The sequence below is a fragment of the Halomonas sp. DP3Y7-2 genome, from assembly GCF_019800795.1.
Taxonomy (GTDB): domain Bacteria; phylum Pseudomonadota; class Gammaproteobacteria; order Pseudomonadales; family Halomonadaceae; genus Halomonas; species Halomonas litopenaei_A.
The window spans coordinates 410,362-434,263 of record NZ_JAHVKJ010000011.1 but is presented as its reverse complement, the minus strand read 5'-3'; the positions used below and the strand labels follow the sequence as shown (position 1 = coordinate 434,263).

Genomic DNA, 23,902 nt, shown 5'->3' with positions numbered 1-23,902 from the left:
GGCGGCAAGACCATCGCAAAAGGCAGCGCCACGCAATGGGCCGATGATCCGCTGACGGCGTTGCCATCCGGCGTCGTCGGCTTGGTGCCAGGTCATCGTGACACATAAAGATGACCGATTGAGGAAGCTACCGGCCATGATCCTCGAACGCGGTCAGGACTCCAGCGAGAGCGTCAAGAATATGCTAGTCTCGCGGCTTTCGATGTAGGCTCCAGCCGTCCAGTCTTGCACGGTTGTGGCGCCCAAGGTATCAGCAATCAGAGGTCAGTGATGAAGGTCGTCAAAATCAACCAGCCCCAGCAACGAGAGGCCTGCCTGGCTCGCCTGTGCGCAGAAGCCTACGGGCACCAGGCGGGCATCGCACCGCTGGTGACCTTCGCTGGCGTGATCGGGGTCTTGTTCAAGCAGGAAGCGGCCCGGCTGATCGCGCTGGTCGACGATCAATCTCGCCCGGTTGCGCTGGCATTGCTGGTCAGTGATGAAGCGGGCACCAGCATGAACGTGGTACAGCTGACCTCGCTGGACCCGGACGCAGATACCGTGGGAGACAAGGGCGATGCGCCCAAGAAGAAAACCCTGAATCCGGCGCTGCGCCTGGTTGCCGAGCTTGCGCTACGCGCACCGCTGCGGGTGGATGTGGTCAGCGACGCACAGAAGGCGGAATTTACCGCTGCGGGGATCCAGCGTTGGTTGCAGGGCCCGGGTGGACTGCAGATCGGACTGGGACCGAAGCATCCGGCGACCAGTCTGGATAATCTGCCGCGGACCTTGAGTGTGGACGACGCTTCTGTGGTGGCGAACTTCAAGCAGGACAAGGCCTTGTTCGAAGACTACAAGAATCGCTTTGTGCGGGGGCTTGAGAGCTTTCCGCAGACCCTGTAGCCAACTTGTCGACTCACCCTACAGCGAAGGCTGTAGCAGGAATCATGTCCCGCACCCTCTGACGGGCGGGTCGGCGCTCACCGGGCAAGGTGGTTGTTGATCCGCTCACTGGCACCATGAACGGAGGAAGCCCGGGTCGCGCCGGCAGAGGCTCCAGGGTGGCCCTGGAGCCGGAGGCAGGCCGCTGTCGACGTTATGTCGCAGGCGCGCGGGCTTAGCCTTCGCTCAGGCTGAAGCTGCCCTTCATGATCGAAGAGTGGCCGGGGAAGGAGCAGAAGAAGGTCAGGTCCTTGTCGTCCAGCCCTTCGGTGCTGAAGGTGATTTGCGTGGACTCTCCGCCGCCGATGACATCGGTGGCAGCCACAATGCGGTCATCGTCAGGCAGGTAGTTGTTGTCGAGCCCCGCCTGCATCCCCGCGGAGGCAATCTCCTGATAGGCATCGCTAGGTGCCAACACCCAGTTGTGGCCCATGACATTCTTGGCCATGGTGCCGGAGTGCGTCAGCGTCAGGCTGACGGTCTCGCAACTCGCCGGTACGCTCATCTCGCTCTTGTCGTACTGCATCTGGTCGGTACTGTCGATCGTCAGCTGGCACTCCTCGGCCACCTCCGACTGGGCGGCGTCGTCAGCCCAGGCTCCACTCGCAACCGTCATTAGCGCGGCAGAGCAGGACAGCAGGGCAGCAGCAGAAATCAGGCTCTTCTTCATGTTAGCAATCTCGTCAGTGGGAGACGTCAGTGCGCCTTTCTCAGTGGACTGAACAGGGCCTGGCGGTCGTCGCATGAGGTTAAGGTCCATGAACGGCGATCCATCGCGGTGGTTCTGCCTCTGTGCAGCGCGTTATTCATGTATGCATTATAATGTCGATAATGTATACAGTTTGATGAGTGTCGATAACATCTATTGTCTTGTCAAGGCGAAGTGAGAGCGGCGCTTCGCTTTGCCCACACAACCTGGTGTGGGGTGTACCCTCAAATGCCGCCCGGCAGAGGAAGATGGAAGACATTGGGCTTGACCCCACTCGCGCATAGCGCTTGACTGGGCGTACATCCTGTTAGCAGTGTAAGGAATCTTTTCCATGGCCAAGCGGATTCAGTTCGCTCGTACCGGTGGTTCAGACGTACTGGAACTGGTGGATACGCCCACGTCGGCCCCCGGACCGGGTGAAGTGCGCGTTGCCAACGAGGCGGTCGGCCTCAACTTCATCGATATCTATTTTCGTACCGGACTCTACCCGGCGCCATCGCTACCCTCTGGGCTTGGCACCGAAGGGGCAGGCGTGATCGATGCCGTGGGTGAAGGCGTCGAGCATTTGCAGGTCGGGGATCGCGTGGCCTATGCCCAGGGGCCTCTGGGCGCCTACGCTGAGTTGCATACCCTGCCGGCCGACAAGGTCGTGGCCTTGCCCGAAGGCATTAGCTGCGAGACCGCTGCCGGGGCCATGCTGAAGGGCCTGACCGTGCAGTACCTGCTGCGCCAGACCTATCCGCTGCAAGGCGGCGAGACCATTCTGTTCCATGCCGCCGCCGGTGGCGTGGGTTCCATTGCCTGCCAATGGGCGAAGGCGCTTGGGGTCAAGCTCATCGGTACGGTCAGCTCCGACGAGAAGGCTGAGCTTGCCAAGCGTAACGGCGCCTGGGCCACCATCGACTACACCAAGGAAGACGTGGTGGAGCGCGTGCGCGAGTTGACGGGCGGTACCATGGTCGACGTGGTCTATGACAGCGTTGGCAAGGACACCTGGGAGACGTCGCTCGACTGTCTGAAACCGCGAGGCTTGATGGTCAGCTTCGGCAACGCCTCGGGGCCGGTGGAAGGCGTCAATATTGGCATCCTCAACCAGAAGGGCGCGCTGTATGTGACGCGTCCCAGCCTCAATGGCTACGCGGATACGCCTGAGCGGCTGCAGGACATGGCGGATGAGCTGTTCGATATGATCGAGAGCGGCCAGGTGAAGATTGATGTGGCCCAGCGTTTCTCGCTGGCAGAGGCGGGCAAGGCCCAGGACGCGCTGGCCTCACGCAAGACAACCGGCTCGACGGTGCTGCTGCCCTGAGAGTCCCTCGCGCTTGACGGCGATCGTCGGGCGCAGGCAGCGAGCCCGCGTGGCGGGCTCGCTGGTCCAGCACTATAGTGATGCTCCTAACTCTCGGATCATCTTTTCTCGTCGTCTCAGCGCGGCCAGTCCTTCATGGCCGAGTCGGTCTGCCACCTCAGTCAGTAGCCCTTGCGCCAACAGGAAGAAGGCGCCCATGGCGTTGGAAAAGAACAGGCTGTCGTTGGGTACCAGGAAGCGGTGTTCTGCGACCCGTGACAGCGGCGACGATTCGCTGTCTGTTAGCGCAATGATTCGGATACCTGCCTTCGCCGCTACCTTCGCGGTTTCCAGCACGCTGGTGGTGTAGGGAAAGCAACTGACCACGACCAGCACGTCACCCGCGTCCAGTTGAGCAAGGGCATCGGCCACTCCCTGTCGCCCCGCATCGAGCTCGGCTGCGTCGGCACGTAGCATGCCCAATCCATAGGCCATGAACTGTGCAAGCGAAGCAAACTGGCGCTGGCCGTGGATTCTCACCCTGGGTCCTGTGGCCAGCAGCTCGACGACAGCGTCATAGGTGCCCGCTTCCAGCTGGTGCAACAGCGCGGCAAAGTTCGCGCTTTCCTGGCGGCCCAGACGTGCCAGTCGCGCCACGCCCTTGCCCTCGTCCTGGTCCGTCGACAGCTTCGCAGCGAGGTCGCTGTAGAAATGCTCCCCGCCGTCGGCCACCTCGCGACGAAAGACCCCTTGCAGCTCGCCGAACCCGTCGAACCCCAGTCGCTGGGCAAGACGTGTCAGCGTGGAGGGATTCACGTCGAGGCGCTGCGCCAGTTCGCTGATCGATGCCACCGCAGTGGACTGAGGGCTCTCGATCAGGGCCGTTAATACGGCCAGTGAGCGCCGCCCAAGACGCAGCGAGGAATGCCCCTCACGGATGCTCTCGGCGAGACGTTGAAGGTCAGCAAGATGGCGAGGCACCGGCGCGTTAGCAGGGGGAGAGGACGGCATCTTGGCTCCTTGTCTGAAACATTCGGCGATAGAGGCCATGTGAAAACAGCTGCTTATCTTGCCAGCTATCTCAGAAGACGCGTAGAGAAGGCGAGCTTTTGCAAACAATGCATTGAAACAATCTGAAAAGCATTTAATATTTGCATTTGTTGTTGGCGGTAATGATGTCGATGCCGTCCAGCCACTCGACCAGCGCCTGATCCTGAGCTCGTGCTCACCAGCAGATGTCTCGGTCAGATGCCCTGGCCGCCTCGATGCACGTGATCCGCCGTACCTTCTACCTGCCATGGGCCAACCACCCCGGGAGCCAGCATGAGCCGCGTCTTTCATCGCCATCTCACTTCTACCTACCCCACCGCGGTGGCCGGGGATGGTCCCTACCTCATTGATGCCAGTGGCAAGCGTTATCTGGACGCCAGCGGCGGGGCGGCAGTGTCCTGCCTGGGCCACAGCGATACCCAGGTGCAGCAGGCCATCGCTGAACAGGTCTCCAGGATGGCCTACGCTCATTCCAGCTTTTTCACCTCAGAACCGATGGAAGCGCTGGCCGATTTTCTGGTAGAGCGAGCCCCTGAGGGTATCGCCAGCGTGTACTTTGTCTCCGGCGGTTCCGAGGCGGTAGAGGCAGCATTGAAGATGGCGCGTCAGTACTTCCTCGAGATCGGCCAGCCGGAGCGTACCCAGGTCATCGCTCGTCGACAGAGCTACCACGGCAACACCTTGGGAGCCCTGGCCACCGGGGGTAATGCCTGGCGTCGCCAACCGTTCGAACCGCTGCTCAGCGAGACGACACATGTCAGCCCCTGCTATGCCTACCGCGGCAAACAGGCGGGAGAGAGCGACATCGCCTATGGCGAGCGCCTGGCACAAGAGCTCGAGCAGACCATCGCTCAGCTCGGCGCCGAGCGTGTCATGGCATTCGTGGCAGAGCCTGTCGTCGGGGCTACGCTCGGCGCGGTGACCGCCGTGCCTGGGTACTTCCAGCGAGTCCGCGAGATCTGTGATCGTCACGGCATCCTGTTGATTCTGGATGAGGTGATGTGTGGCATGGGGCGTACAGGCTCGCTGTTTGCCTGCGAGCAGGAGGGGATCAGCCCGGATATCGTCACCATTGCCAAGGGATTGGGAGGTGGCTACCAGCCGATTGGTGCGACGCTGGCAAGCCAGCGAATTCGCGACGCCATTGCCGAGGGATCAGGCTTCTTTCAGCATGGGCATACCTACATTGGCCACGCCACGGCATGTGCCGGGGCGCTTGCTGTCCAGCGCAGTATCGAGGACCGTGGACTGCTTGAACGGGTGCGTCACCAGGGCGAAGGCTTGCAGCGCCGTCTGCTGGAGCGCTTTGGCGATCATCCCCAGGTGGGTGATGTGCGTGGCCGTGGCCTGTTCCTTGGCCTGGAACTGGTCGCTGACCGTGAGACCCAGGCACCGTTCCCGGCAGAGCGTCGACTGAATGCACGGATCAAGTCGGCTGCGATGTCCCAGGGGTTGATGTGCTACCCGGCGGGGGGCACCCTCGACGGTCGGCGCGGTGATCATGTGCTGCTGGCCCCTCCCTATATTGTCGAAGACAGGCACCTGGATGAGATCGTCGACAAGCTTGAGGCCGCCATCGACACAGCGCTGGTCGAATGCCTTGCCGGTGGTGCCTAGGCGTCGGCTGCGCGCTGTGGTGCTCACTCTCTGTACCCAAGACCCCATTTGAGGAAACCAAGATGTCCATCCGATCCCGCCTGCCGGAGCTCACCGATGCCAGCATGACCGACGAGCAACGGCGCGTGCTGTCCGACATCCTCAGCGGACCGCGCGGCAACCTGGACGGCCCGTTTCTCGCCTGGGTGCATAGCCCGGAGCTGGCCGATAACGCCCAGCGTCTTGGGGCCTTCTGCCGCTATGGGACACGCCTGCCACTGCGCTTGACGGAGCTTGCCATCCTGGCAACCGCTGCGTGGTGGAAGTCCCAGGCCGAGTGGCAGATTCATGCCCCCATCGCGCTGGAGGCCGGTCTCTCCCCGGCAGTCGTAGAGGCACTGCGCGAGGGCCGGCAGCCGCCCTTCGAGGATCCCCAGGAGGCGCTGGTGCACCGCTTGGCCTACCAGCTCTACGACACCCGCCGTGTGGATGAGTCCACCTACCGTGAGGCGGTGGATGCGTTTGGCGAAGAGGCCGTAGTGGAGCTGGTAGGAGTGCTGGGGTACTACGCGCTGGTGGCGATGACGCTGAATGTGTTCGAGGTGCGTCGAGGCCAACAGCCCCTGCCTTTTGAGGAACCTGCTACGTAATCCACTGATGTAGGCTACTCTCAATCAGCGTTTCGCTGGACACTGATGCAGTGTTTCGTAGTGCTCTGACCATGGAGGAGGCCGACATGGATGACAGTCTTCTGGTGTTTGTGGTGCTTGGGCTGACGCTGGCGGCCTTTGTATGGGGGCGCTGGCGCTTCGACCTGGTGGCTCTGGCATCACTCCTGGCGTCAGTGGTGTTGGGGCTGGTTCCGGCTGACGACGCCTTTACCGGCTTCGGCCACCCGGCGGTGATTACCGTAGTGGCGGTGCTGGTGCTTTCCAGGGGCTTCGAGCACGCAGGCGTGGTCGACGTGATCTCCGCCCAGGTACTCAAGGTTGGAGATCGCCTGTTCCTGCAGTTGCTGGCGTTGACCGGGCTGGTCACGCTGTTGTCCGGCTTCATGAACAATGTCGGTGCGCTGGCGCTGCTGTTGCCGGTAGCGCTGAGACTCTCCCGGGAACACGATACCTCTCCGTCCATCTTGCTGATGCCCCTGGCGTTCGGGTCACTGCTGGGCGGCCTGACCACGCTGATCGGCACGCCGCCCAACATCATCATCTCCAGCTATCGCGCCTCGCTCTCGGGTGAGCGTTTCGCCATGTTCGACTTCTTGCCCGTGGGCGGAGCCGTGGCCCTGGCCGGAGTTGCCTTCATTGTCCTGCTGGGATGGCGACTGGTGCCACGGCGCACTGGCCAGGCCAGCCGGGATGCCATGTTCGATACCGCTCACTACCTGGTCGAAGTGCGGGTCGGGGCGGATGCCAAGGCGCTGGGCTGGTCGTTGCACAAGCTCAGGCGCAAGCTGGACGACAACGTGCCGGTGCTGGCGCTGGTACGTGATGGGCGGCGCTATGCGGGCCATTCCTTTTATGGGGTACTGCGACAAGACGATATCCTGCTGCTCGAGGCCGGCCCCGACGAACTGAAGGCGCTTGAGGATCAGGCCGGGTTGCGCGTTGGCCTGGCGCCGAGCGATGTGCCTACCCCAGAGGGCGACGACCTGCCAGAGCGTGCCGAGGGCGACGACCTGCCAGAGCGCGACGACGACAACCTTGAGACAGCTTCTCTGGCGCAGCGCACGCGACATCTGCTCAGCCAGGACGAGGAAGCCATCGAGCGTCGCCAGACCCTGGACCGGGCGCGGGATGATGTCGGTAGTGACGAGGAAGGGACGCAGAGGGGAGCTCACTCGGGCAACTCGGCACAGCAAGACGAGGCAGAAGAGGACAGCCGCAAGGAGCGCTCCGAGGACGAGGACCTTCATCTGATCGAGGCTATTGTGCGCAATGACGCCGCGATCAGCGGTCGCACCGCGGCGGAGCTGCGCTTGCACCATCAATACGGGCTACACCTGGTGGCGGTGGCCAGGGATGGTGGAAGGCTGCAGCAGCGGCTCAGGGATATCCGCTTCCGCCCCGGTGATGTGCTGTTGCTGCAGGGCGATCCGGAGGGACTGGGTGAGAGCCTGACGGTACTGGGCTGCCTGCCCTTGGCGGATCGTCGGCTGACGCTGGGGCAGCCGCGTCAGCTGGCCCTGTCCATCGGCATCTTCGTGGCGGCCATCATGGCCATGCTGTTTGATCTGCTGCCGGCGGCGGTGGCGCTGTCCCTGGCCGCCCTGGTGACCCTGGTGGTCGGGGTACTGCCCCTGCGAGAGGGCTACCGGGCCATCGATGGTCCGGTGATCGTACTGCTGGGAGCGATGATACCGGTGGGGCAGTCGCTGGAAACCAGCGGTGGCGCTCAGTTGATTGCGGACACGCTGTTGGGGTGGGGCAGCCAATGGCCACCCTTGCTGGTGCTCGCAGGGCTGTTCATGGTCAGCACCTTGCTCTCCAACGTCATCAACAATGCCGCAGCGGCGCTGCTGATGGCGCCGATTGCCGCCAGCCTGGCCAACGGATTCGGGCTGTCACTCGACCCCTTCCTGATGATCGTGGCGATCAGCGCCTCCTGCGCCTTCCTCACTCCCATCGGTCATCAGTCGAATACTCTGGTGATGGGCCCAGCGGGATACCACTTCAGCGACTACTGGCGTCTTGGCTTGCCGCTGACGCTGGTGGTGATGCTGGTCGCGATACCACTCATCATGCTGGTATGGCCGCTGAAGTAGGGGCCACAGGGAAAATGCTCTTCACAACGACAACGCCCGGCGAGTGCCGGGCGTTGTGGTGATGCAGTGCCGATGACTCAGGCGGTCGCGTTGTGCTGGTTGACCTTGTCCTTGTCGGTGACAAAGGCATCGAAGGCAAAGTCATCCACGCTGAGCATATCCAGCACCTCGGCCTCACGCTTGCGCATGAAATCGGCGTCGTCTTCGTTGATCAATCCTTCGGCCAGTGCGGCTTCCAGACGCTCTTCCGGATGCAGGGCCTGCACCGGCAACTTGCCTTTGGCATAGGCGCGATTGATCTGGCGATACAGCGCCTCGGCGCGGTCCTGGGTCTCCAGCAGGGCGTTGTAGCGCGCCACCGGGTTGTCCTGCACCTGGTCGTTGCTGCCCCAGGCGCCCTGAAGCAGCTTCTTGCGCAGCGCCGAGCCCGTGGAAACGGACCTGGCAATGGCCCGGGCAAGATCGTCGTGAGGACGGGCCCAGCGCCGCCCCAGCGGCATGACCAGCACCTTCAATGTCTTGCCCAGGGCCTTGTTCGGCAAGTTGTCGAATACCTCGACAAAGGCGGTCTCGGCGCGGTTGAGCAGGAAGCGGCAGGCGTAGTGCATCAGCTCGGCTTCGCCTTCGACTTTGTCGCCCTCATGCCACTGCTTGATCACCATGCTGACCAGGTAGAGGTTGGACAGCACGTCACCGAGTCGTGCCGACAGCATTTCTCGCTGCTTGAGTTCGGCTCCCAGGCTTGCCATGGCCGCATCCGCGCACAGGCTGAAGCCAGCGGAAAGACGGCAGACCTCCTTGGCGTAGGGCCCAGCGACGTCATCGAAGGGGTTGGCAGGCTTGCCCAGGCCAAGTCCCATGGAGAAGGCGCGTGCCGCGTTGCCGAAGATCAGGCCGGCATGGCGGAAGAAGGCGCGATCGAAGGCCTTTGCATCGTCAGCATCCTTGGCCGCCAGCTCTTCAAGCACGTAGGGATGGCAGCGGATGGCACCCTGTCCAAATACCATCAGGTTGCGGGTCATGATGTTGGCGCCTTCCACCGTGATGGCCACCGGGTTCGCGCTGTAGCCAATGCCCAGATAGTTGCGCGGGCCCAGGGTGACGGCCTTGCCGCCATGAATGTCCATGGCATCGGCGAGAATGTCTCGCTGGAACTCGGTCAGCTGGCTCTTGAGGATGGTGGAGGGCACGGCCGGTGCATGACCGTGGTCGATCGTGTTGGCGGTCTGGTAGACCGCTGCCTGGGCGATGTAGGCCTTGGCGGTGAGGCGTGCCAGGGGCTCCTGGATGCCTTCCATCTCGGCCACCGGCACGTTGAACTGGCGGCGAATGCGGGCAAAGCCGCCAGCCCAGCCAATGGCGTAGCGTCCCGTGCCCGTGGCGCCGGAGGGCAGGGTGATGCAGCGACCCACTGACAGACATTCGATCAACATGCGCCAGCCTTCACCCGCCATGTCCGGGCCACCAATGATGGTATCCAGCGGGACAAACACATCCTTGCCGCGGATCGGGCCATTCATGAAGGGGCTACCGATGGGGTGGTGGCGGCGACCGATGTCCATGCCGTCCGTGTCTCGTGGCACCAGGGCACAGGTGATACCCAGATCTTCCTTGTCGCCCAGCAGGTGGTCCGGATCGAACATGCGGAAGGCCAGGCCAACCACGGTGGCGATGGGCGCCAGGGTGATCCAGCGCTTGTTGAAGGTCAGGCGCAGGCCAAGCACCTCCTTGCCGTCGACCTCCTTCTTGCACACGATGCCGACGTCCGGCAGCGACGTGGCGTCAGAGCCGGCACGGGGGCCGGTCAGGCCGAAACAGGGGATCTCGCGTCCATCGGCCAGGCGCGGCAGGTAGTGATCTTTCTGTTCCTGGGTGCCGTACTTGAGCAGCAGTTCGCCGGGGCCGAGGGAGTTGGGCACGCCCACGGTGGACATCAAGGTCTCATTGACGGCCAGCTTCTGCAGAACCGCAGACTGTGCCTTGGCAGAGAAGCCGAGGCCGCCATACTGCTTGGGAATGATCATGCCGAAGAAGCGTTCCTTCTTCAGGTAGTCCCACAGCTCCGGCGGCAGGTCGGCGCGCTCGCGGGCAATGTCCCAGGCGTTGCACATGCCGGCGGCGACGGTGCACTGATGGTCGATGAAGGCACGTTCCTCGTCGCTGAGGCCATCGTCCTTGAAGTCGAGCAGGCGCTGCCAGTCGGGGCGGCCGGAGAACAGCTCTCCATCCCAGGCCACACTGCCTGCTTCCAGCGCGGTGCGCTCGGTGTCAGAGACCTTGGGCGCGACCTTCTTGAACATGGCGAACAGGCGCGGCGAGAGCCAGTGGCGGCGCAGTGCGGGCAGGCCACACGCGGCGATCACGGCAGCGCTGATCAACAGCAGCACGCCGACGACTTCGGCATCGAGCAGTAGACCGACGATACCCAGTACCGCAGGCAGAGCGGTCGCGGGGGCAGACCCTGCTTCACGGTGGGCGATGGCGATCAGGCCAACGACCGTGAAGACTAGCAGGAGCAGGCTGAGCATGGAGAGTCTCCTTGGCTGGCGATAGAGGCAGAGTGTTGCCGGTGATTGGAATAAAACGCCTGTTTGAATTCTTGCAGATTAGCCCATCGACTGGCAACCAGCCACTTAAAACGCCTGGTCTTGCACCATGGTCGAATCAAACGTCTCTGAGCTGCACAAAAAAGCCCTGTGATGAACACAGGGCCAGGGGGATGACGTCGACATGCTGCGTGTGGCAGCGGGCTTCGCTAGCCAGTAGGTGTCGAGCCGTCGGTGCCTGCTGCAAGGCGGCGCTCACCCTGGGTCGGGTGGGCGTCCTCGAGCCGGCGCTGCGGGGTGGCCTGGGCAGGGGCACCGTTGGCCACGTAATAGGGCGCGTCGCTCGGCGGCAGTGTCTGCTGGCCACGAATCTTGTCGGCCATTCGCTCTGCCAGCATGATCGTCGGCGCATTGAGGTTGCCAGTAGGAATCACCGGGAACAGCGAGGCGTCTACCACGCGCAGGCGTTCCACCCCGTGCACGCGACCTGCGCCATCTACCACGCAGTCGTCGCCATCTCCCATCCGGCAGGTGCCGCAGGGGTGGTAGGCGGTCTCGGCGTGCTGGCGCACGAAGGCGTCGAGTTCCTCGTCGGTGTTGACGTCCGGTCCCGGAGAGATCTCACGACCGCGATATTCGTCCATGGCCGGCTGGGCGATGATCTCACGGGTCAGGCGAATGGCGTCGCGGAACTCTTCCCAGTCCTTCTCGGTGGACATGTAGTTGAACAGGATGGACGGCGCCGCCTTGGGATCAAGAGAGGTCAAGCGCACGCGGCCCTCGCTTTCCGAGCGCATGGAGCCGACGTGGGCCTGGAAGCCGTGGGCCTGTACCGCACTCTTGCCGTTATAGCTGATCGCGATGGGCAGGAAGTGGTACTGCAGGTTGGGCCAGGCTTCCTCCTGGCTGGTACGAATGAACCCGGCTGCCTCGAACTGATTGCTGGCGCCGATGCCGGTGCCCTTGAACATCCATTCTGCGCCGATGGCTGGCTGGTTGTACCACTTCAACGCCGGGTAGAGGGAGATCGGCTTCTTGCACTCATACTGGATGTACATCTCCAGGTGGTCCTGCAGATGGGCACCGACGTTGTCATTGACCTGAACGGCCTCGATACCCAGCTCCTCGAGCAGGTCGGCCGGTCCGATGCCGGAGCGCTGCAGGATCTGCGGCGAGGCGATGGCGCCGGCACACAGCAGCACTTCGCGACGGATGCGCACCTGCTGGTCCTGGCCCTTGCGCTGATAGCGTACCCCGACCGCGCGCTTGCCCTCGAACAGGATCACATCGGTGGTCGCGCGGTTTTCGATGGTCAGGTTGGGACGCTGCTTGGCTTCATCGAGATAGCCCCTGGCGGTGGAGGCGCGACGGCCATTGGGGGTGACGAAACGGTCCATGGGACCGAAGCCTTCCTGCTGGTAGCCGTTGACGTCTTCAGTGGCCGGGTAGCCCGCCTGTTGGCCTGCCTCGATAAAGGCGTGATAAAGCGGATTGTTGCCTTCCTTCGGCGTGGTCACGCTGACCGGGCCATCGCCACCATGATAGTCGTTGGGGCCGATGTCACGGGTCTCGGCCTTGCGGAAGTAGGGAAGGCAGTTGGCATAGTGCCAGTCTTCCAACCCGGCACGCTGGGCCCAGCCGTCATAGTCCAGGGCATTGCCACGGATGTAGCACATGCCGTTGATCAGCGAGGAGCCGCCCAGGCCCTTGCCGCGACCGCACTCCATGCGGCGATTGTCCATGTGCGGCTCAGGGTCGGTTTCAAACGCCCAGTTGTAGCGCTTGCCCTGCAGCGGATATGCCAGCGCGGCGGGCATCTGGGTGCGAAAGTCGAAGCGGTGATCCTTGCCACCTGCTTCGAGCAGCAGCACCTGGACGTCAGGATCTTCTGTCAGGCGAGTCGCTAGAACGTTGCCGGCTGAGCCGGCGCCAATGATGACGTAGTCGTATTCACGATGCTGTGGCATGAAACGCCTCCCGGGAGAATAAGTGAGATGTCGGGGTCAGGCGCGACGCGGTGTCGGATGGCCCGGAGGGCGAGCCATCAAGAGAAAGGGCAGGGGGTTCCGCGCAAGCCTGTCACATGGGGTCGGGGTGGGGGCCCCGACCCTGGATGTGGTGAGGTTAGAAAACCGACTCGAAGGGTCCCATCTCGACCTGGACCGACTTGGTCTGGGTGTAGTGGGCCAGTGTCTCGATACCGTTTTCACGACCGACACCCGATTGCTTGTAGCCGCCGACCGGCATTTCGGCCGGTGACTCGCCCCAGGTGTTGATCCAGCAGATGCCGGCTTCAAGGCGGTGGATCATGCGGTGTGCGCGGTTGAGGCTTTCGGTAAAGACACCCGCCGCCAGGCCATAGGTGGTGGCGTTGGCACGCTGGAGCACTTCTTCCTCGCTATCAAAGCCGAGCACGGACATGACCGGGCCGAAAATCTCTTCGCGGACGATGCGCATATCGTCGGTGCAGTCGGTGAACACCGTAGGCGCCGCCCAGGCACCCTTGGCCCAGTCACCCTCATCCCAGGTCTCGCCACCGGCCAACACATGCGCGCCTTCCTGCTGGCCCAGGGCGATGTAGGACAGGACCTTCTGCTGATGCTCGAAGCTGACCAGCGGGCCAAAGTTCACGGCCGGATCCATCGGATCGCCTGCCTTGATGCGCGCTACACGAGTCGCCAGACGCGCCTCGAAGTCCGCCTTGATGGCGTTATCGACAAAGACCCGCGTGCCGTTGGTGCAGATCTGGCCGCTGGAGTAGAAGTTGGCCATCATGGCGGCGTCGGCCGCACGGTCCAGGTCCGCATCACGACATACGATCAACGGTGACTTGCCACCCAGCTCCATGGTCACGTCCTTGAGGCTGGAAGCCGCCGAGGCAGACATGACCTTCTTGCCGGTGCCGACCTCGCCAGTGAAGGACACCTTGGCGATGTCAGGATGGCCGGTAATCGCCTGGCCCACCTCAGCCTCGCCATGGACGACGTTGAAGACGCCATCCGGCAGGCCGGCTTCGGTGAACACCTCGGCCAGGATCATGGTGGTCAGCGGGGTGACTTCGCTGGGCTTGAAGACCACCGCGTTGCCGGCGGCGAGGGCAGGGGCTGACTTCCAGCAGGCAATCTGGATCGGGTAGTTCCATGCGCCGATGGAACCGATCACGCCAAGCGGCTCGCGACGGGTGTAGACGAAGCTGTCTTCGCGCAGCGGAATCTGGCTGCCTTCGATGGCGGCGGCCAGGCCGGCGTAGTACTCCAGCACGTCGGCACCGGTGACGATGTCGACCGTGGAGGTCTCGCTGAAGGGCTTGCCCGTGTTACGGGTCTCGAGTTCCGCGATCTCATCGTTGCGCTCACGCAGCAGGGCCACGGCGCGGTTGAGAATGCGGCCTCGCTCCATGCCGGACATGGCGCCCCAGACCTTCTGGCCTTGCTGGGCGGCAGCCACGGCGGCATCCACGTCGGCGTCGCTGGCCACCTGGACGTCTGCCAGGTGGCTACCGTCGTAGGGGTTGGTGACGCTGAACGTCTCGTTGGAGGTGGCGTCTGTCAGACGGCCGTTGATATAGAGCTTCTGGGTGTCGAGCGTTGCCATGACATCCTCCTATGGTGAGAGCGGGCTAATAAAGGTGATGGGGTAATCGCGGACGGCGCCGTCGAGTGTGCCCTGACGTTGGGGCGTACGCCTCGCACGGTGATGGGACGTCCCTTGATCCAGGCTAGGCTTTCTGCAGATGGTGGCAGGCGGCCTGATCAAGTGGATGCGCTACGTCCTGGCCGCCTGGTCCAGTAGACGATGCAGGTACTCCCGCGCCAATTCACGCGCCTGGCGGGTGTCCAGCCCCTCGGGCGAGAGGGTGCCGCGAAGCCACAGGCCGTCGATCATGGCGGCCATGCCGTTGGCGGCGCGCTGTGCCTCGTCACGGGGCATCAGACGTTTGAACTGGTAGCAGAGGTTGGCGTAAAGCCGGCGATCGTTGATCTTCTGCAGGCGCTGCAGGTCAGCCTTGTGCATCGAGTTGGCCCAGAAGGCGAGCCAGGTGCCGGCCGCGCGAGCGTTGGTCTGGGATGAATCAAAGTTGCCATCGATGATGGCTTCCAGATGCGCTCTTGGGCTGTTGTCGGAGAGGGCTTTGCGACGTGCAGCGACCGCGTCGCCCAGGTCGTGCTGAATCTGCCGCATGGTAGCTTCGAGCAGGCCGTCCTTGCCGCCAAAATAGTGGCTGATGATGCCAGCAGACACGCCCGCGTGACGTGCGATACGCATCACGGTGGCATCCGCCAGGCCGACCTCATGGATGGCGGCCATGGTGGCTTGTATCAGCTGTTGCCTGCGGATTGGCTCCATTCCTACCTTGGGCATGACAGACCTCTCTACCACTGCCTCACGAGCCTTCAGGTGCTCGAGAGTTGAAACGGTGACTTGCTCCTCGAGGTGTCCCCGAGGTTAGGATGTAGAGAGTATGCCTTTTATTGATTGGACGTTCAATCAAAATCTGGTCGATTCAACGGCACCGTTGTGAACAGGCCACCATACTGCAACCGATAATCCGAATAAGGAGTGCATCATGACGACCCCGACGATTCCCGCTCTGTCCGTGCTGGCGGCTGCCATCGCCGGCCTTGCCGCCCCCCAGGCGATGGCCGCCGATGACAGCTGCCAGCCGGTGCGTTTCGCTGAAGTCGGCTGGACCGACATCACCGCGACCACCGCGCTTACCACCCAGGTGCTGCAGGCCATGGGCTACGAGACGCGCATCGATACGGTATCGGTGCCGATTGCTTATTCAGGCATGAAGAACGGTGACTTCGACGTGTTCCTGGGTAACTGGATGCCTTCCATGGCGTCCATCAGCGACCCTTACGTGGAGCAGGGTGACGTCGACCGCCTGGGTGCCAACCTGGAAGGCGCCAAGTACACCCTGGCGGTGCCTCAGTATGTGCACGACGCGGGCGTCACCTCGGTGGCAGATCTCGCCCAGCACGCCGACAAGTTCGACAGCGAGCTGCATGGCATCGAGGCCGGGAACGACGGCAATGAGTTGATCCAGCAGATGATCGACGACGACGCCTTCGGTCTCGGCGACTGGTCGCTGGTCGACTCCAGTGAAGCAGGCATGCTGGCCGAGTTGCGGGCTAGGGTCCCGGATGAGTCCTGGATGGTCTTCCTGGGGTGGGAGCCTCACCCGATGAATACCAATTTCGATATGGCCTATCTGGAGGGGGCAGACGATTACTTTGGTCCCGACCTGGGGGGCGCCACGGTCTACACCAACACACGTGCCGGCTACAGCGAGAGCTGCTCGAACGTTGGCGCACTGCTCGACAATCTGAGCTTTACCCTGGAGATGGAGAACCAGTTGATGGGATCCATCATGGACGATGGCGTGGCGCCGGAGGAGGCTGCCCAGGATTACCTGAAGGCGAATCCGGCACTTCTGGAGGCATGGCTTGAAGGCGTCAATACCGCCGATGGCGAGCCCGCGCTGCCAGCCGTCAAGGCGTCGCTGGGTATCGACTGACACCTTTTAGAGGTGGCGACAGCCCTTGTGAGTCTTCGTCGCTGAAAATTTGGCGGTCAGGCTTGCCAAGTCCTTGGGGGGTGTGCATAATTCACCCCCGTCGACACGGCGATGTTATTGCCTGACGGCCAAAAGGCTACGTAGCTCAGTTGGTTAGAGCACATCACTCATAATGATGGGGTCCCCTGTTCGAGTCAGGGCGTAGCCACCAGGATTTAGACAGCGCCCGCTGACTTCGGTCAGCGGGCGCTGTCGTTTCAGCATGCCTGGTTCCAGGGCGTCCGGTGTCAGCCGGTGTCGTCAGCCGGTGTCGTCAGAGCGATGTCGCCGTGATGCTGTCGGCGTCAGGCTGGGGCGCTATCCAAGGTTGTGAGGCGGATCAGCGAGTTAAGTCGACCTGTCCGGCAATAAACCTTCAGGTGGGCTTGACGATCTCGGCGTGATCCGTATACTACGCCCCGTGCTCAAGGCGATTCCCCGATAGCTCAGTTGGTAGAGCAAATGACTGTTAATCATTGGGTCACAGGTTCGAGTCCTGTTCGGGGAGCCAACCTCCAAGGTTGATCCCGCCTCTTGCACCGACAATTCAAGGTCATTCCCCGATAGCTCAGTTGGTAGAGCAAATGACTGTTAATCATTGGGTCACAGGTTCGAGTCCTGTTCGGGGAGCCATCTTGGCGCAACGTCACGATGCTCTGTACCTTGCAAGAATTGCCGCCCGGCTCAAGGTCGTTACCTGATGCCATTTAGCGTTGCATCATTTAGCACTGCACATTGTCGTTCCCCGATAGCTCAGTTGGTAGAGCAAATGACTGTTAATCATTGGGTCACAGGTTCGAGTCCTGTTCGGGGAGCCAGTGCATTCTGCGCTATCTAGCGACACTCCTGAGTTTGCTGCCTTCCTTTTCCTTCCTTGCCTTTCGTTATTGTCCTTGAAATTCTGGGCTTTCCTTGTCGGTTTTTGGTACCTGGCGTTAACGATCGCTGCGCTCGTTTCGTCCATTTTTCGTCTATGTGTTGTGTCCTGCTCGCGTTGCAGGCCTGTGGCGCTACCTCGTCTTGCTCCGCCAAACTGACTGCCTCTATCCTGTTTTGCATACGGTTATTCTGGATACCAGGTTGCTCCCTCTTGCGCTGAAACGCGACGGGGCGCCGGACAACCACTGCGAAAGGGAAGACCCCATGACAACCTCGCAACAGTCGTCGAAAACGCCCACTCTGACCCTGCAGATCGGTCATGAAGAGCTGATCATTCGCCAGCGCTATGAGGTGCTCAGCATCGTCAACGACCTCTTGATCGGCACCTGGTTTATCATCGGCAGTATTCTGTTTTTCTACGAGTCGCTTGCCTATATAGGGACCTGGCTGTTTCTGATCGGCAGTATCGAGATGATGATACGCCCGCTCATTCGCCTTGCCCGGCGGGTGCATATCCAGCGCCTGCACCCTGAAGCGCCTGCCGCGGTGGATGCAGGGCATGACTATTGATCCGCCCTTGTATCGCTGCCTTGTTCGCTCCTTGATAGCTGACCTGATTGACGGCGGGCCTGATTGGTAGGACGGGAGGTGTCTTGGCCCAGCGGGGTGCGGTGCCGATCAGTAGAAACAATATCGCCCTCGCTGCCTGTGGCAGCGAGGGCGATGTCGTTTCTGCGTGGGGGTTGTTGAAGATTCGCCAGTGTGCGGCTTTATCCCCTCAGCCCATCGCGGCTGCACGGGTTCTGGCCCGCTTGCGCAGGGCGATGATGATGGTGGTGCTTAGCAGCAGTACGGCAATCACGATCAAGCTGGCGCTGATCGGGCGAGAGAAGAAGATGCTGAGATCCCCCTGGGACATGGCCAGCGAGCGCCGCAATTCGCTTTCAGCGATGGGGCCGAGGACCAGGCCGAGAATGATCGACACCAGCGGGAACTTGATCTTCTCGAGAAGAAAGCCGAGGACGCCGAAACCCAGCATCAGCCACACGTCGAACATCGAATTGCGCACCGAGTAGGTGCCGACGATGCAGCACATCAGGATGATCGGGCCGAGTGCCGAGTAAGGGACGTTGAGCAGGCGGGTGAACAGCTTGATGAACGGCTTGGAGAACGCCAGGATCATGAAGTTCACCACGAACAGTCCGGCGAATACCGCATAGATCAGGTCGCTTGAGGTCAGCATGAACATCGGCCCCGGCTGCAGGCCATGCATGATAAAGGCGCCTAGGATGATCGCGGTAGTGCCACTGCCCGGAATACCCAGCGCAAATAGGGGCACCAGGGCGCCCATGGCGGCGGCGTTGTTGGCGGCTTCCGGTGCGGCAATGCCTTCCGGTGCGCCCTTGCCGAACTTTTCCGGATGCTTGGACCAGCGCACCGTCTCGCTGTAGCTGACCATGGCGGCGGTGCTGGCGCCGATGCCGGGCAGAATGCCGATGATCACCCCGAGAATCGACGAGCGCGACAGGGTCACCCCGATCTTCTTCAGGATGGGGGCGTCGAAGATCTTGATCTTGACCTTGGTCAGGGGCTGTTCGGCATCCCGGGAAAGTGAACGCTTCATCACCTCGGACACCGCAAAAAGCCCGACGATGACGGGAATCAGGCCAACCCCTTCCGCCAGGTTGAGGTTGTTGAAGGTGTAGCGACTGGTGCCGGTAAGAGGGTCAATGCCGATGGTGGCGATCAACAGACCGAGGGTAGCCCCGATCAGTCCAAGGATCAGTCTGCCGCCCAGTGAGGCGACCACGGTCAGGCCAAGAATGGCCAGGGCAAAGTACTCTGGCGATGAGAACTTCAGCGCCACCGAGGCCAGCAAGGGGGTGAAGATGATCAGCGCGATGGTGCCGACCAGACCGCCGATGGCAGAACTGAGCACGCCGATACCCAGGGCCTTGCCCGCTTCCCCCTGTTGGGTCATGGGGTAGCCGTCGAAGGCCGTCATCACGGCTTCCGGGGTGCCGGGTGCGCGGTAGAGAATGGCGGTGATCAGCCCCGAGAACACGGTAGAGCCGTAGATGGCCGTCAGCAGCATGAACGCCTGGGTCGGATCCATGCCATAGGTGACCGGCAGCAGGATGACCACCAGAATCACACCGCTTATGCCTGGCAGGGCGCCACCGATGAAGCCGATGAAGACGGCCGAGGTCAGTATCAGAAGGTTCATGGGCTGGAAGACCACGCCTAGCCCACTCAGAAAACTCTCCAGCATCGTCAGCTCCTGGGAAGCACGGGTAAAAGATCGTATCGACTGAGGGTCATGGCAACGGTATGCCCAGCAGGGTAGAGAACACGCCCTGTATCAGCACCGCTGCAATGACCACGGTGGCCAGCAGGGCGGCCCAGTGGCGCGCGCCGAGCAGTAGCGTGCAGGCCAGGGTGAACATGACGGTGGCCAGCAGGAATCCGGTGACGGGCATCAGCAGCGTGTAGGCCACGGTAGCCCCCATCACCCACCAGTGGCGGTAGGCCGCGATAACGCCTGACGCTGAAGGGGGTGCCGAGGTGTTCAGCTCAGTTGGCGCGACCAGTGGATCGTCTGCCGTGGCGTTGGGCACGTCAGTCGCTGACTCTGGGTCGCGTTCACGACGGAGGCCTTGCTGGGCTTCCTTCTTCTGGGTCAGTCGCGTGCTCACCAGCAGAGTGGCCGACAGGACGATCAACAGCAGCAGCAAGGACAAGGGCCACAAGCGCGGGCCGATGAAGGTCGAGACGTCCTCGGAGCTGGGGAAATTCAGGGTCGGTACCAGCGTGATGCCGGCAAGGACCAGCAGCAGGACTGCAAAGACGGTGAACTTGGTATGCATGGTGAGGCTCGGTTCACGATGGGGCAGAGCAGACCGCTGTCTCTGGCCCCGGGGTGGGAGCCGGGCATGGCCCGGCCCTCATGGGGGTGGCCGTCACGGCCCTGACGAGCCGTTGCGGCGCACACCCGGTGTACAGATCAGTTGTTTTCCAGCAGGCGCGTGTACAGCTCCAGGTTCTGCTCGAGCTTCTCGCGGTAGGCGTCGCTACCCAGCCAGCCTTCACGGTAGTGCAGGTTGACGCGCTCTTCGTACTCCTGGTACGTCTCGGAGTCGTAGACGCCCTTCAGGGTGGTCTCGAGTTTTTCGACGATGGCGTCAGGCGTGTCGGCGTGGACGAAGATGCCGCGCTCGTTGCCATCGGTCAGGTCCCAGCCGTTTTCCACCGTGGTGGGAATGTCCGGGAAGTTGCCCAGGCGCTCTTCCGCGAAGACCAGGATCGGCATCATCTCGCCTGACTCCATGTAGCTCAGGACCGAGCTGATTTCACCGAACAGGCCGTCGATGTTGCCGCCCATGACGTTGGCCGCCACGCTGCCTTCTTCGTCATAAGGGATGAAATTGATGTCCAGGCCCGTGGCGTCACGGAATGACAGGAAGGCCATGCGGTCCGGGCTTGCTGCGTGGGTGCCGCCGATGATCACTTCGCCGGGATTGGCCTTGGCGTGCTCCATGAAGGCGTCGAAATCGGCGTACTTGTCCGGATCGACGATCAGGGTCATCACGTCGGACTGCATGCGCGCCACCGGCGTCAGCTGGTCGAGGCCAGTGGGGTTCTGGCCGGCCGCCAGCGAGGTCACCAGGGTGGACGAGGCGAAGTCCAGGGTGTGGCCATCGGCGTCACCATTGGCGGTGCGCTGGTGAGCCAGTGCCCCGGATGCGGACGGCAGGTTGATCACCGTGACGCGGGCATCCATGGCCTCTTCGAGCAGCGGCTTGATGGTGCGCGCGAAGTTGTCGGTACCGCCACCGGCGCCGGCGGCAACCAGGAATTGCAGGGGCTTGGACGGAAAGTCCGCAGCGTCATCGGCGGCGAAGGCAGCGGGACTGGCAGCAGTAAGGGTCAGGCCAAGGGCGCTGGCAGTAAGGACGAGATGTCGGCTAAGCATGGCGTTCTCCGGAAGGATTGTTGTGGTTAGGCGTGGGCTTTAGCCCGTTGAGTGCCAGTGGATTCGGCCCGACGTCAGGCCGGCGACGAGATGTGTTCGGCAGTCGAGAAGAACATCGCATCCTGCTCACGGCGCAGCGTCAGCAGAGTCGACTCGGGAAGCGTCACATCGGCCAGGGTAATCAGCTGTCCTGCAGCGATATCGCGCTTCAGCGTGGCGCCTGGAAGCAGGTAGAACGGCACGGGCGTCTTGGCGACCAGGGCTGAGGCCGGATGTACCTCTGGCTGAAGACCTGCGATGTGTCGGTGGTGGCCCTTCATTTCCAGCGCCTGGCCGCCTTCAAGCGGGGCCGTCGCCCTTGCGACCAGGTCCACTGCCGGGCGGGTCGCCTGACCGCCGCCGGAGGGCAGGCCCTTCAGCACAGCGTCAAGCAGGGAGATCGGTGCTTCGAGGCCAAGCAGGTGGCGCGGCAGATAGACCATGGCGCTCTTCTTGCTGCGACTCAGGATATGACCCTTGCCTTCCAGCACCTGCCAGGCGTGGTCATCTTCACAGCGAACGACGACAAACACGCCACCGGCAAAGCTCAACTCGTCCGGGCGGCGCAGGCAGTTGAACACCTCCAGGCGGCCACTGCCGGCGAGCACGCCACCATTGGCCTCCAGGTCCAGAAGCGTCGGCACTTCGTGAGTGCGCAGCACCAGGGCATGAAAGGCAGGATCATCGGGCAGCAGGCCAGTGGCGTTGGCCACATTGGTCATCTCGCACAGATCCGGAGCGGAGATCTGTGGAATGGCGTTGAGGTGTTCGCCCCGTGCGCGCACCACGCTGCGTTCATCGCCTTCTGGCAGTGTCCACAGGTTGGCCATGTCCGGCGCGTCATAGCGAGTGCCGTTGCACCAGATCGCCTGGTCGTCCTCATCCCAGACAAAGTCGTATTCACTGCTCTTGCCGGCAGCGATGATGTCGAATCCCAGTGTCTGCGCCCAGCTGACCAGTCCAATCAACAGGCTCGGCTGGTCACCGTCCAGTGGTGTGAACAGGCGATTGTGACGATTGCCCAGGCGGGTCAGGTAGGGACCGACCACGGATTCTGTTTCCTTGGTAGCAATACCAACATGCTTACCTGCCTTGAGTGCGCTGGCAGCGTGAGCCGCACCTGCATTTGGTATACCAGTGCTTTCCACCAGGATATCGAAATCCAGGTGCTTGACGATCTCCAGGTCACCGGTCGCCAGATAGTGGCCAGCCTGCCACGCAGCCGAAGCCTCCTCGGCAGAATGGCATACCGCGATACGCGAAAGCGGAATTCCCGCCTTTTCAAGGGCTTCTGCTGCTACTGCGGCGTTGATGTCGACCGCGATACGGGCATTCATGCCCGGCATCTGCTGGGCCTGACGGAGGATGCCTCGGCCAAAGTCGCCGGCACCTGCCACGCAGGCTTCGACGGTAGCGGCGGTATCAAAGTGATGTAAGTAGTTCATGTAGTGAGGCATCTCCGTGCTGGCTGGCCCATTTCGCCCCGCTGTTGAGGGGCAGCCTTGCTCGCTTCAGGCGGCGGGCTGGGTGGGGCGAGTGGTTCATGGATGCTGTGAAATTTAGTGGTATACCATTTTTAAGGTCAAACATTGGGCACCTAGACCTTGGTAGTAATTCCCGGTTCTTTAGGTATAAGCACATGAAAAGTATACGATTAAAAGTTTGTGTCATAACACGGCCAAGTTTGATTGAGAATTTTTGGTATGCCATTCTTATCGCACCTCAGGATCATGATGGCGACGACGATGGATGAAGCGGCAATGGACCCACGGGAAGGGCTGGTAGAGAAGGTGGCGAACTACCTGCGCGAGCACATCGTGATGGACCGTTTTCAGCCCGGGCAACGGCTGCCAGAGCGCAAGCTGGCCGAAGAGTTGGACGTCTCACGTACCCCCATGCGCGAGGCCTTCAAGATCCTCGCGGCCGAGGGTCTGGTCGTCATTTCTCCGCGGCGAGGCGCCGTGGTCGCCGACGTCAGCCCCCAGGACGTACAGGAAAAGGCCTACGTGCTGAGCGTGCTGGAACAGTCCGCCGCAGAGCTCTGCTGCGCCAATGCCACCGACGATGACATCGCCGAACTGCAGGCCCTGCACTTCGAGATGAAAGCCGCCTTCCTGCGTCGCGACCGGCAGAACTACTTTCGCTTGAACCAGGCGATTCATAACCGCATCGTCGCGCTCTCCGGCAACAACTCCCTGATCGAGATCCATGCCACCCTGAGCCGACAGCTCTATCGCGTGCGTTACCTCTCCAACCTGAAGAACGAAAAGTGGTCGGTGGCCATGGAAGAACACGAAGCGATCATGGCCGCCCTGGAAGCCCGTGACCCCAAGCAGGTGGGTAATGAACTGCGCAACCACCTGGGGAAGACGTGGATGAAGTACGCCAACCCCGCGGCGGAGGACCAGCCCTACGCCGATGTCGATACCGATACCGAGAGCGGCCAGTAGGTGAGGGACCAGTAGGGAGGAAGGTGCGGTAGGCGAGGCAGGCGGCGCCGGCCAGCCATGGTCGAGATAGCAAGGCACTTGTAGGCAAGGTTCAGCGCATATGAGGTAGTGACTCGAGCGAAGG

The 23,902-nt window shown here is 62.1% G+C and carries 18 protein-coding genes and 4 tRNA genes; 12 read left to right on the top strand and 10 right to left on the bottom strand.

The features are described from left to right. Positions 1-270: 270 nt before the first annotated feature. Complete coding sequence (locus KUV45_RS17530; protein WP_222163637.1) at positions 271-882, top strand: hypothetical protein; 612 nt, start codon at positions 271-273, stop codon at positions 880-882. Between the two features lie 214 nt (positions 883-1,096). Here KUV45_RS17530 and azu read toward each other — a convergent pair whose 3' ends face one another. Further along, positions 1,097-1,591, bottom strand: coding sequence for an azurin (gene azu, locus KUV45_RS17525; protein WP_224852059.1), 495 nt, complete (start codon positions 1,589-1,591; stop codon positions 1,097-1,099). A 370-nt stretch (positions 1,592-1,961) separates the two neighbouring features. Between azu and KUV45_RS17520 the strand changes: the two genes are divergently transcribed. Continuing rightward, positions 1,962-2,939, top strand: coding sequence for an NADPH:quinone reductase (locus KUV45_RS17520; RefSeq protein ID WP_222163636.1), 978 nt, complete (start codon positions 1,962-1,964; stop codon positions 2,937-2,939). Between the two features lie 72 nt (positions 2,940-3,011). On the opposite strand, the gene KUV45_RS17515 is transcribed toward KUV45_RS17520, so the two are convergent. Continuing rightward, positions 3,012-3,929, bottom strand: coding sequence for a MurR/RpiR family transcriptional regulator (locus tag KUV45_RS17515; RefSeq protein ID WP_222163634.1), 918 nt, complete (start codon positions 3,927-3,929; stop codon positions 3,012-3,014). Positions 3,930-4,241: 312 nt separating this feature from the next. Here KUV45_RS17515 and KUV45_RS17510 point away from each other — a divergent pair, with 312 nt between their 5' ends. From KUV45_RS17510 to KUV45_RS17500, 3 genes are all read left to right on the top strand, one after another. Further along, on the top strand, positions 4,242-5,585 hold the full coding sequence (locus KUV45_RS17510; RefSeq protein WP_222163632.1) for an aspartate aminotransferase family protein: 1,344 nt from the start codon (positions 4,242-4,244) through the stop codon (positions 5,583-5,585). Between the two features lie 62 nt (positions 5,586-5,647). Further along, entirely contained in the window at positions 5,648-6,214 is a 567-nt protein-coding gene (locus KUV45_RS17505; RefSeq protein ID WP_222163630.1) for a carboxymuconolactone decarboxylase family protein, read from the top strand. A gap of 86 nt (positions 6,215-6,300) precedes the next feature. Beyond that, a complete protein-coding gene (locus KUV45_RS17500; RefSeq protein ID WP_222163628.1) occupies positions 6,301-8,331 on the top strand; it encodes an SLC13 family permease in 2,031 nt (676 codons plus the stop codon). Positions 8,332-8,408: 77 nt separating this feature from the next. Here KUV45_RS17500 and KUV45_RS17495 read toward each other — a convergent pair whose 3' ends face one another. The 4 genes from KUV45_RS17495 to betI all read right to left on the bottom strand — a co-directional run bounded on the left by KUV45_RS17495 (position 8,409) and on the right by betI (position 15,239). Further along, positions 8,409-10,859: an acyl-CoA dehydrogenase gene (locus KUV45_RS17495; RefSeq protein ID WP_222163626.1), complete on the bottom strand. Its 2,451-nt coding sequence runs from the start codon at positions 10,857-10,859 to the stop codon at positions 8,409-8,411. A gap of 227 nt (positions 10,860-11,086) precedes the next feature. Next, positions 11,087-12,844 carry a choline dehydrogenase gene (betA, locus tag KUV45_RS17490; protein WP_224852060.1) on the bottom strand — a complete coding sequence of 586 codons (1,758 nt, stop codon included), beginning with the start codon at positions 12,842-12,844 and terminating at the stop codon, positions 11,087-11,089. A gap of 157 nt (positions 12,845-13,001) precedes the next feature. Further along, on the bottom strand, positions 13,002-14,471 hold the full coding sequence (betB, locus tag KUV45_RS17485) for a betaine-aldehyde dehydrogenase (RefSeq protein WP_222163624.1): 1,470 nt from the start codon (positions 14,469-14,471) through the stop codon (positions 13,002-13,004). Between the two features lie 171 nt (positions 14,472-14,642). Then, the gene (gene betI / locus KUV45_RS17480) at positions 14,643-15,239 is read right to left on the bottom strand and encodes a transcriptional regulator BetI (protein ID WP_206943477.1); all 597 of its coding nucleotides are present in this window, start codon (positions 15,237-15,239) and stop codon (positions 14,643-14,645) included. 277 nt (positions 15,240-15,516) lie between these two features. Between betI and KUV45_RS17475 the strand changes: the two genes are divergently transcribed. The 6 genes from KUV45_RS17475 to KUV45_RS17450 all read left to right on the top strand — a co-directional run bounded on the left by KUV45_RS17475 (position 15,517) and on the right by KUV45_RS17450 (position 17,886). Further along, positions 15,517-16,398: a choline ABC transporter substrate-binding protein gene (locus KUV45_RS17475; RefSeq protein ID WP_224852086.1), complete on the top strand. Its 882-nt coding sequence runs from the start codon at positions 15,517-15,519 to the stop codon at positions 16,396-16,398. Positions 16,399-16,532: 134 nt separating this feature from the next. After that, positions 16,533-16,609 (top strand) — tRNA-Met (locus KUV45_RS17470). 263 nt (positions 16,610-16,872) lie between these two features. Continuing rightward, a tRNA-Asn gene (locus tag KUV45_RS17465) sits at positions 16,873-16,948 on the top strand. A gap of 46 nt (positions 16,949-16,994) precedes the next feature. Next, positions 16,995-17,070: transfer RNA gene (locus KUV45_RS17460), tRNA-Asn, on the top strand. Positions 17,071-17,179: 109 nt separating this feature from the next. Then, positions 17,180-17,255 (top strand) — tRNA-Asn (locus KUV45_RS17455). 325 nt (positions 17,256-17,580) lie between these two features. Next, complete coding sequence (locus tag KUV45_RS17450) at positions 17,581-17,886, top strand: YrhK family protein (RefSeq protein WP_222163623.1); 306 nt, start codon at positions 17,581-17,583, stop codon at positions 17,884-17,886. Positions 17,887-18,094: 208 nt separating this feature from the next. Here KUV45_RS17450 and KUV45_RS17445 read toward each other — a convergent pair whose 3' ends face one another. The 4 genes from KUV45_RS17445 to KUV45_RS17430 all read right to left on the bottom strand — a co-directional run bounded on the left by KUV45_RS17445 (position 18,095) and on the right by KUV45_RS17430 (position 22,773). Next, a complete protein-coding gene (locus tag KUV45_RS17445; protein WP_206943470.1) occupies positions 18,095-19,588 on the bottom strand; it encodes a tripartite tricarboxylate transporter permease in 1,494 nt (497 codons plus the stop codon). Between the two features lie 46 nt (positions 19,589-19,634). Further along, on the bottom strand, positions 19,635-20,183 hold the full coding sequence (locus tag KUV45_RS17440) for a tripartite tricarboxylate transporter TctB family protein (protein ID WP_222163621.1): 549 nt from the start codon (positions 20,181-20,183) through the stop codon (positions 19,635-19,637). A gap of 137 nt (positions 20,184-20,320) precedes the next feature. After that, positions 20,321-21,289 (bottom strand): tripartite tricarboxylate transporter substrate binding protein, encoded by a 969-nt coding sequence (locus KUV45_RS17435; RefSeq protein ID WP_222163619.1) that lies wholly within the window; start codon positions 21,287-21,289, stop codon positions 20,321-20,323. A gap of 74 nt (positions 21,290-21,363) precedes the next feature. Further along, positions 21,364-22,773, bottom strand: coding sequence for a flagellar biosynthesis protein FlgA (locus tag KUV45_RS17430; RefSeq protein ID WP_222163611.1), 1,410 nt, complete (start codon positions 22,771-22,773; stop codon positions 21,364-21,366). Positions 22,774-23,061: 288 nt separating this feature from the next. On the opposite strand from KUV45_RS17430, the gene KUV45_RS17425 reads away from it, so the two are divergent. Further along, complete coding sequence (locus KUV45_RS17425; protein WP_224852061.1) at positions 23,062-23,778, top strand: GntR family transcriptional regulator; 717 nt, start codon at positions 23,062-23,064, stop codon at positions 23,776-23,778. Positions 23,779-23,902 lie beyond the last annotated feature (124 nt).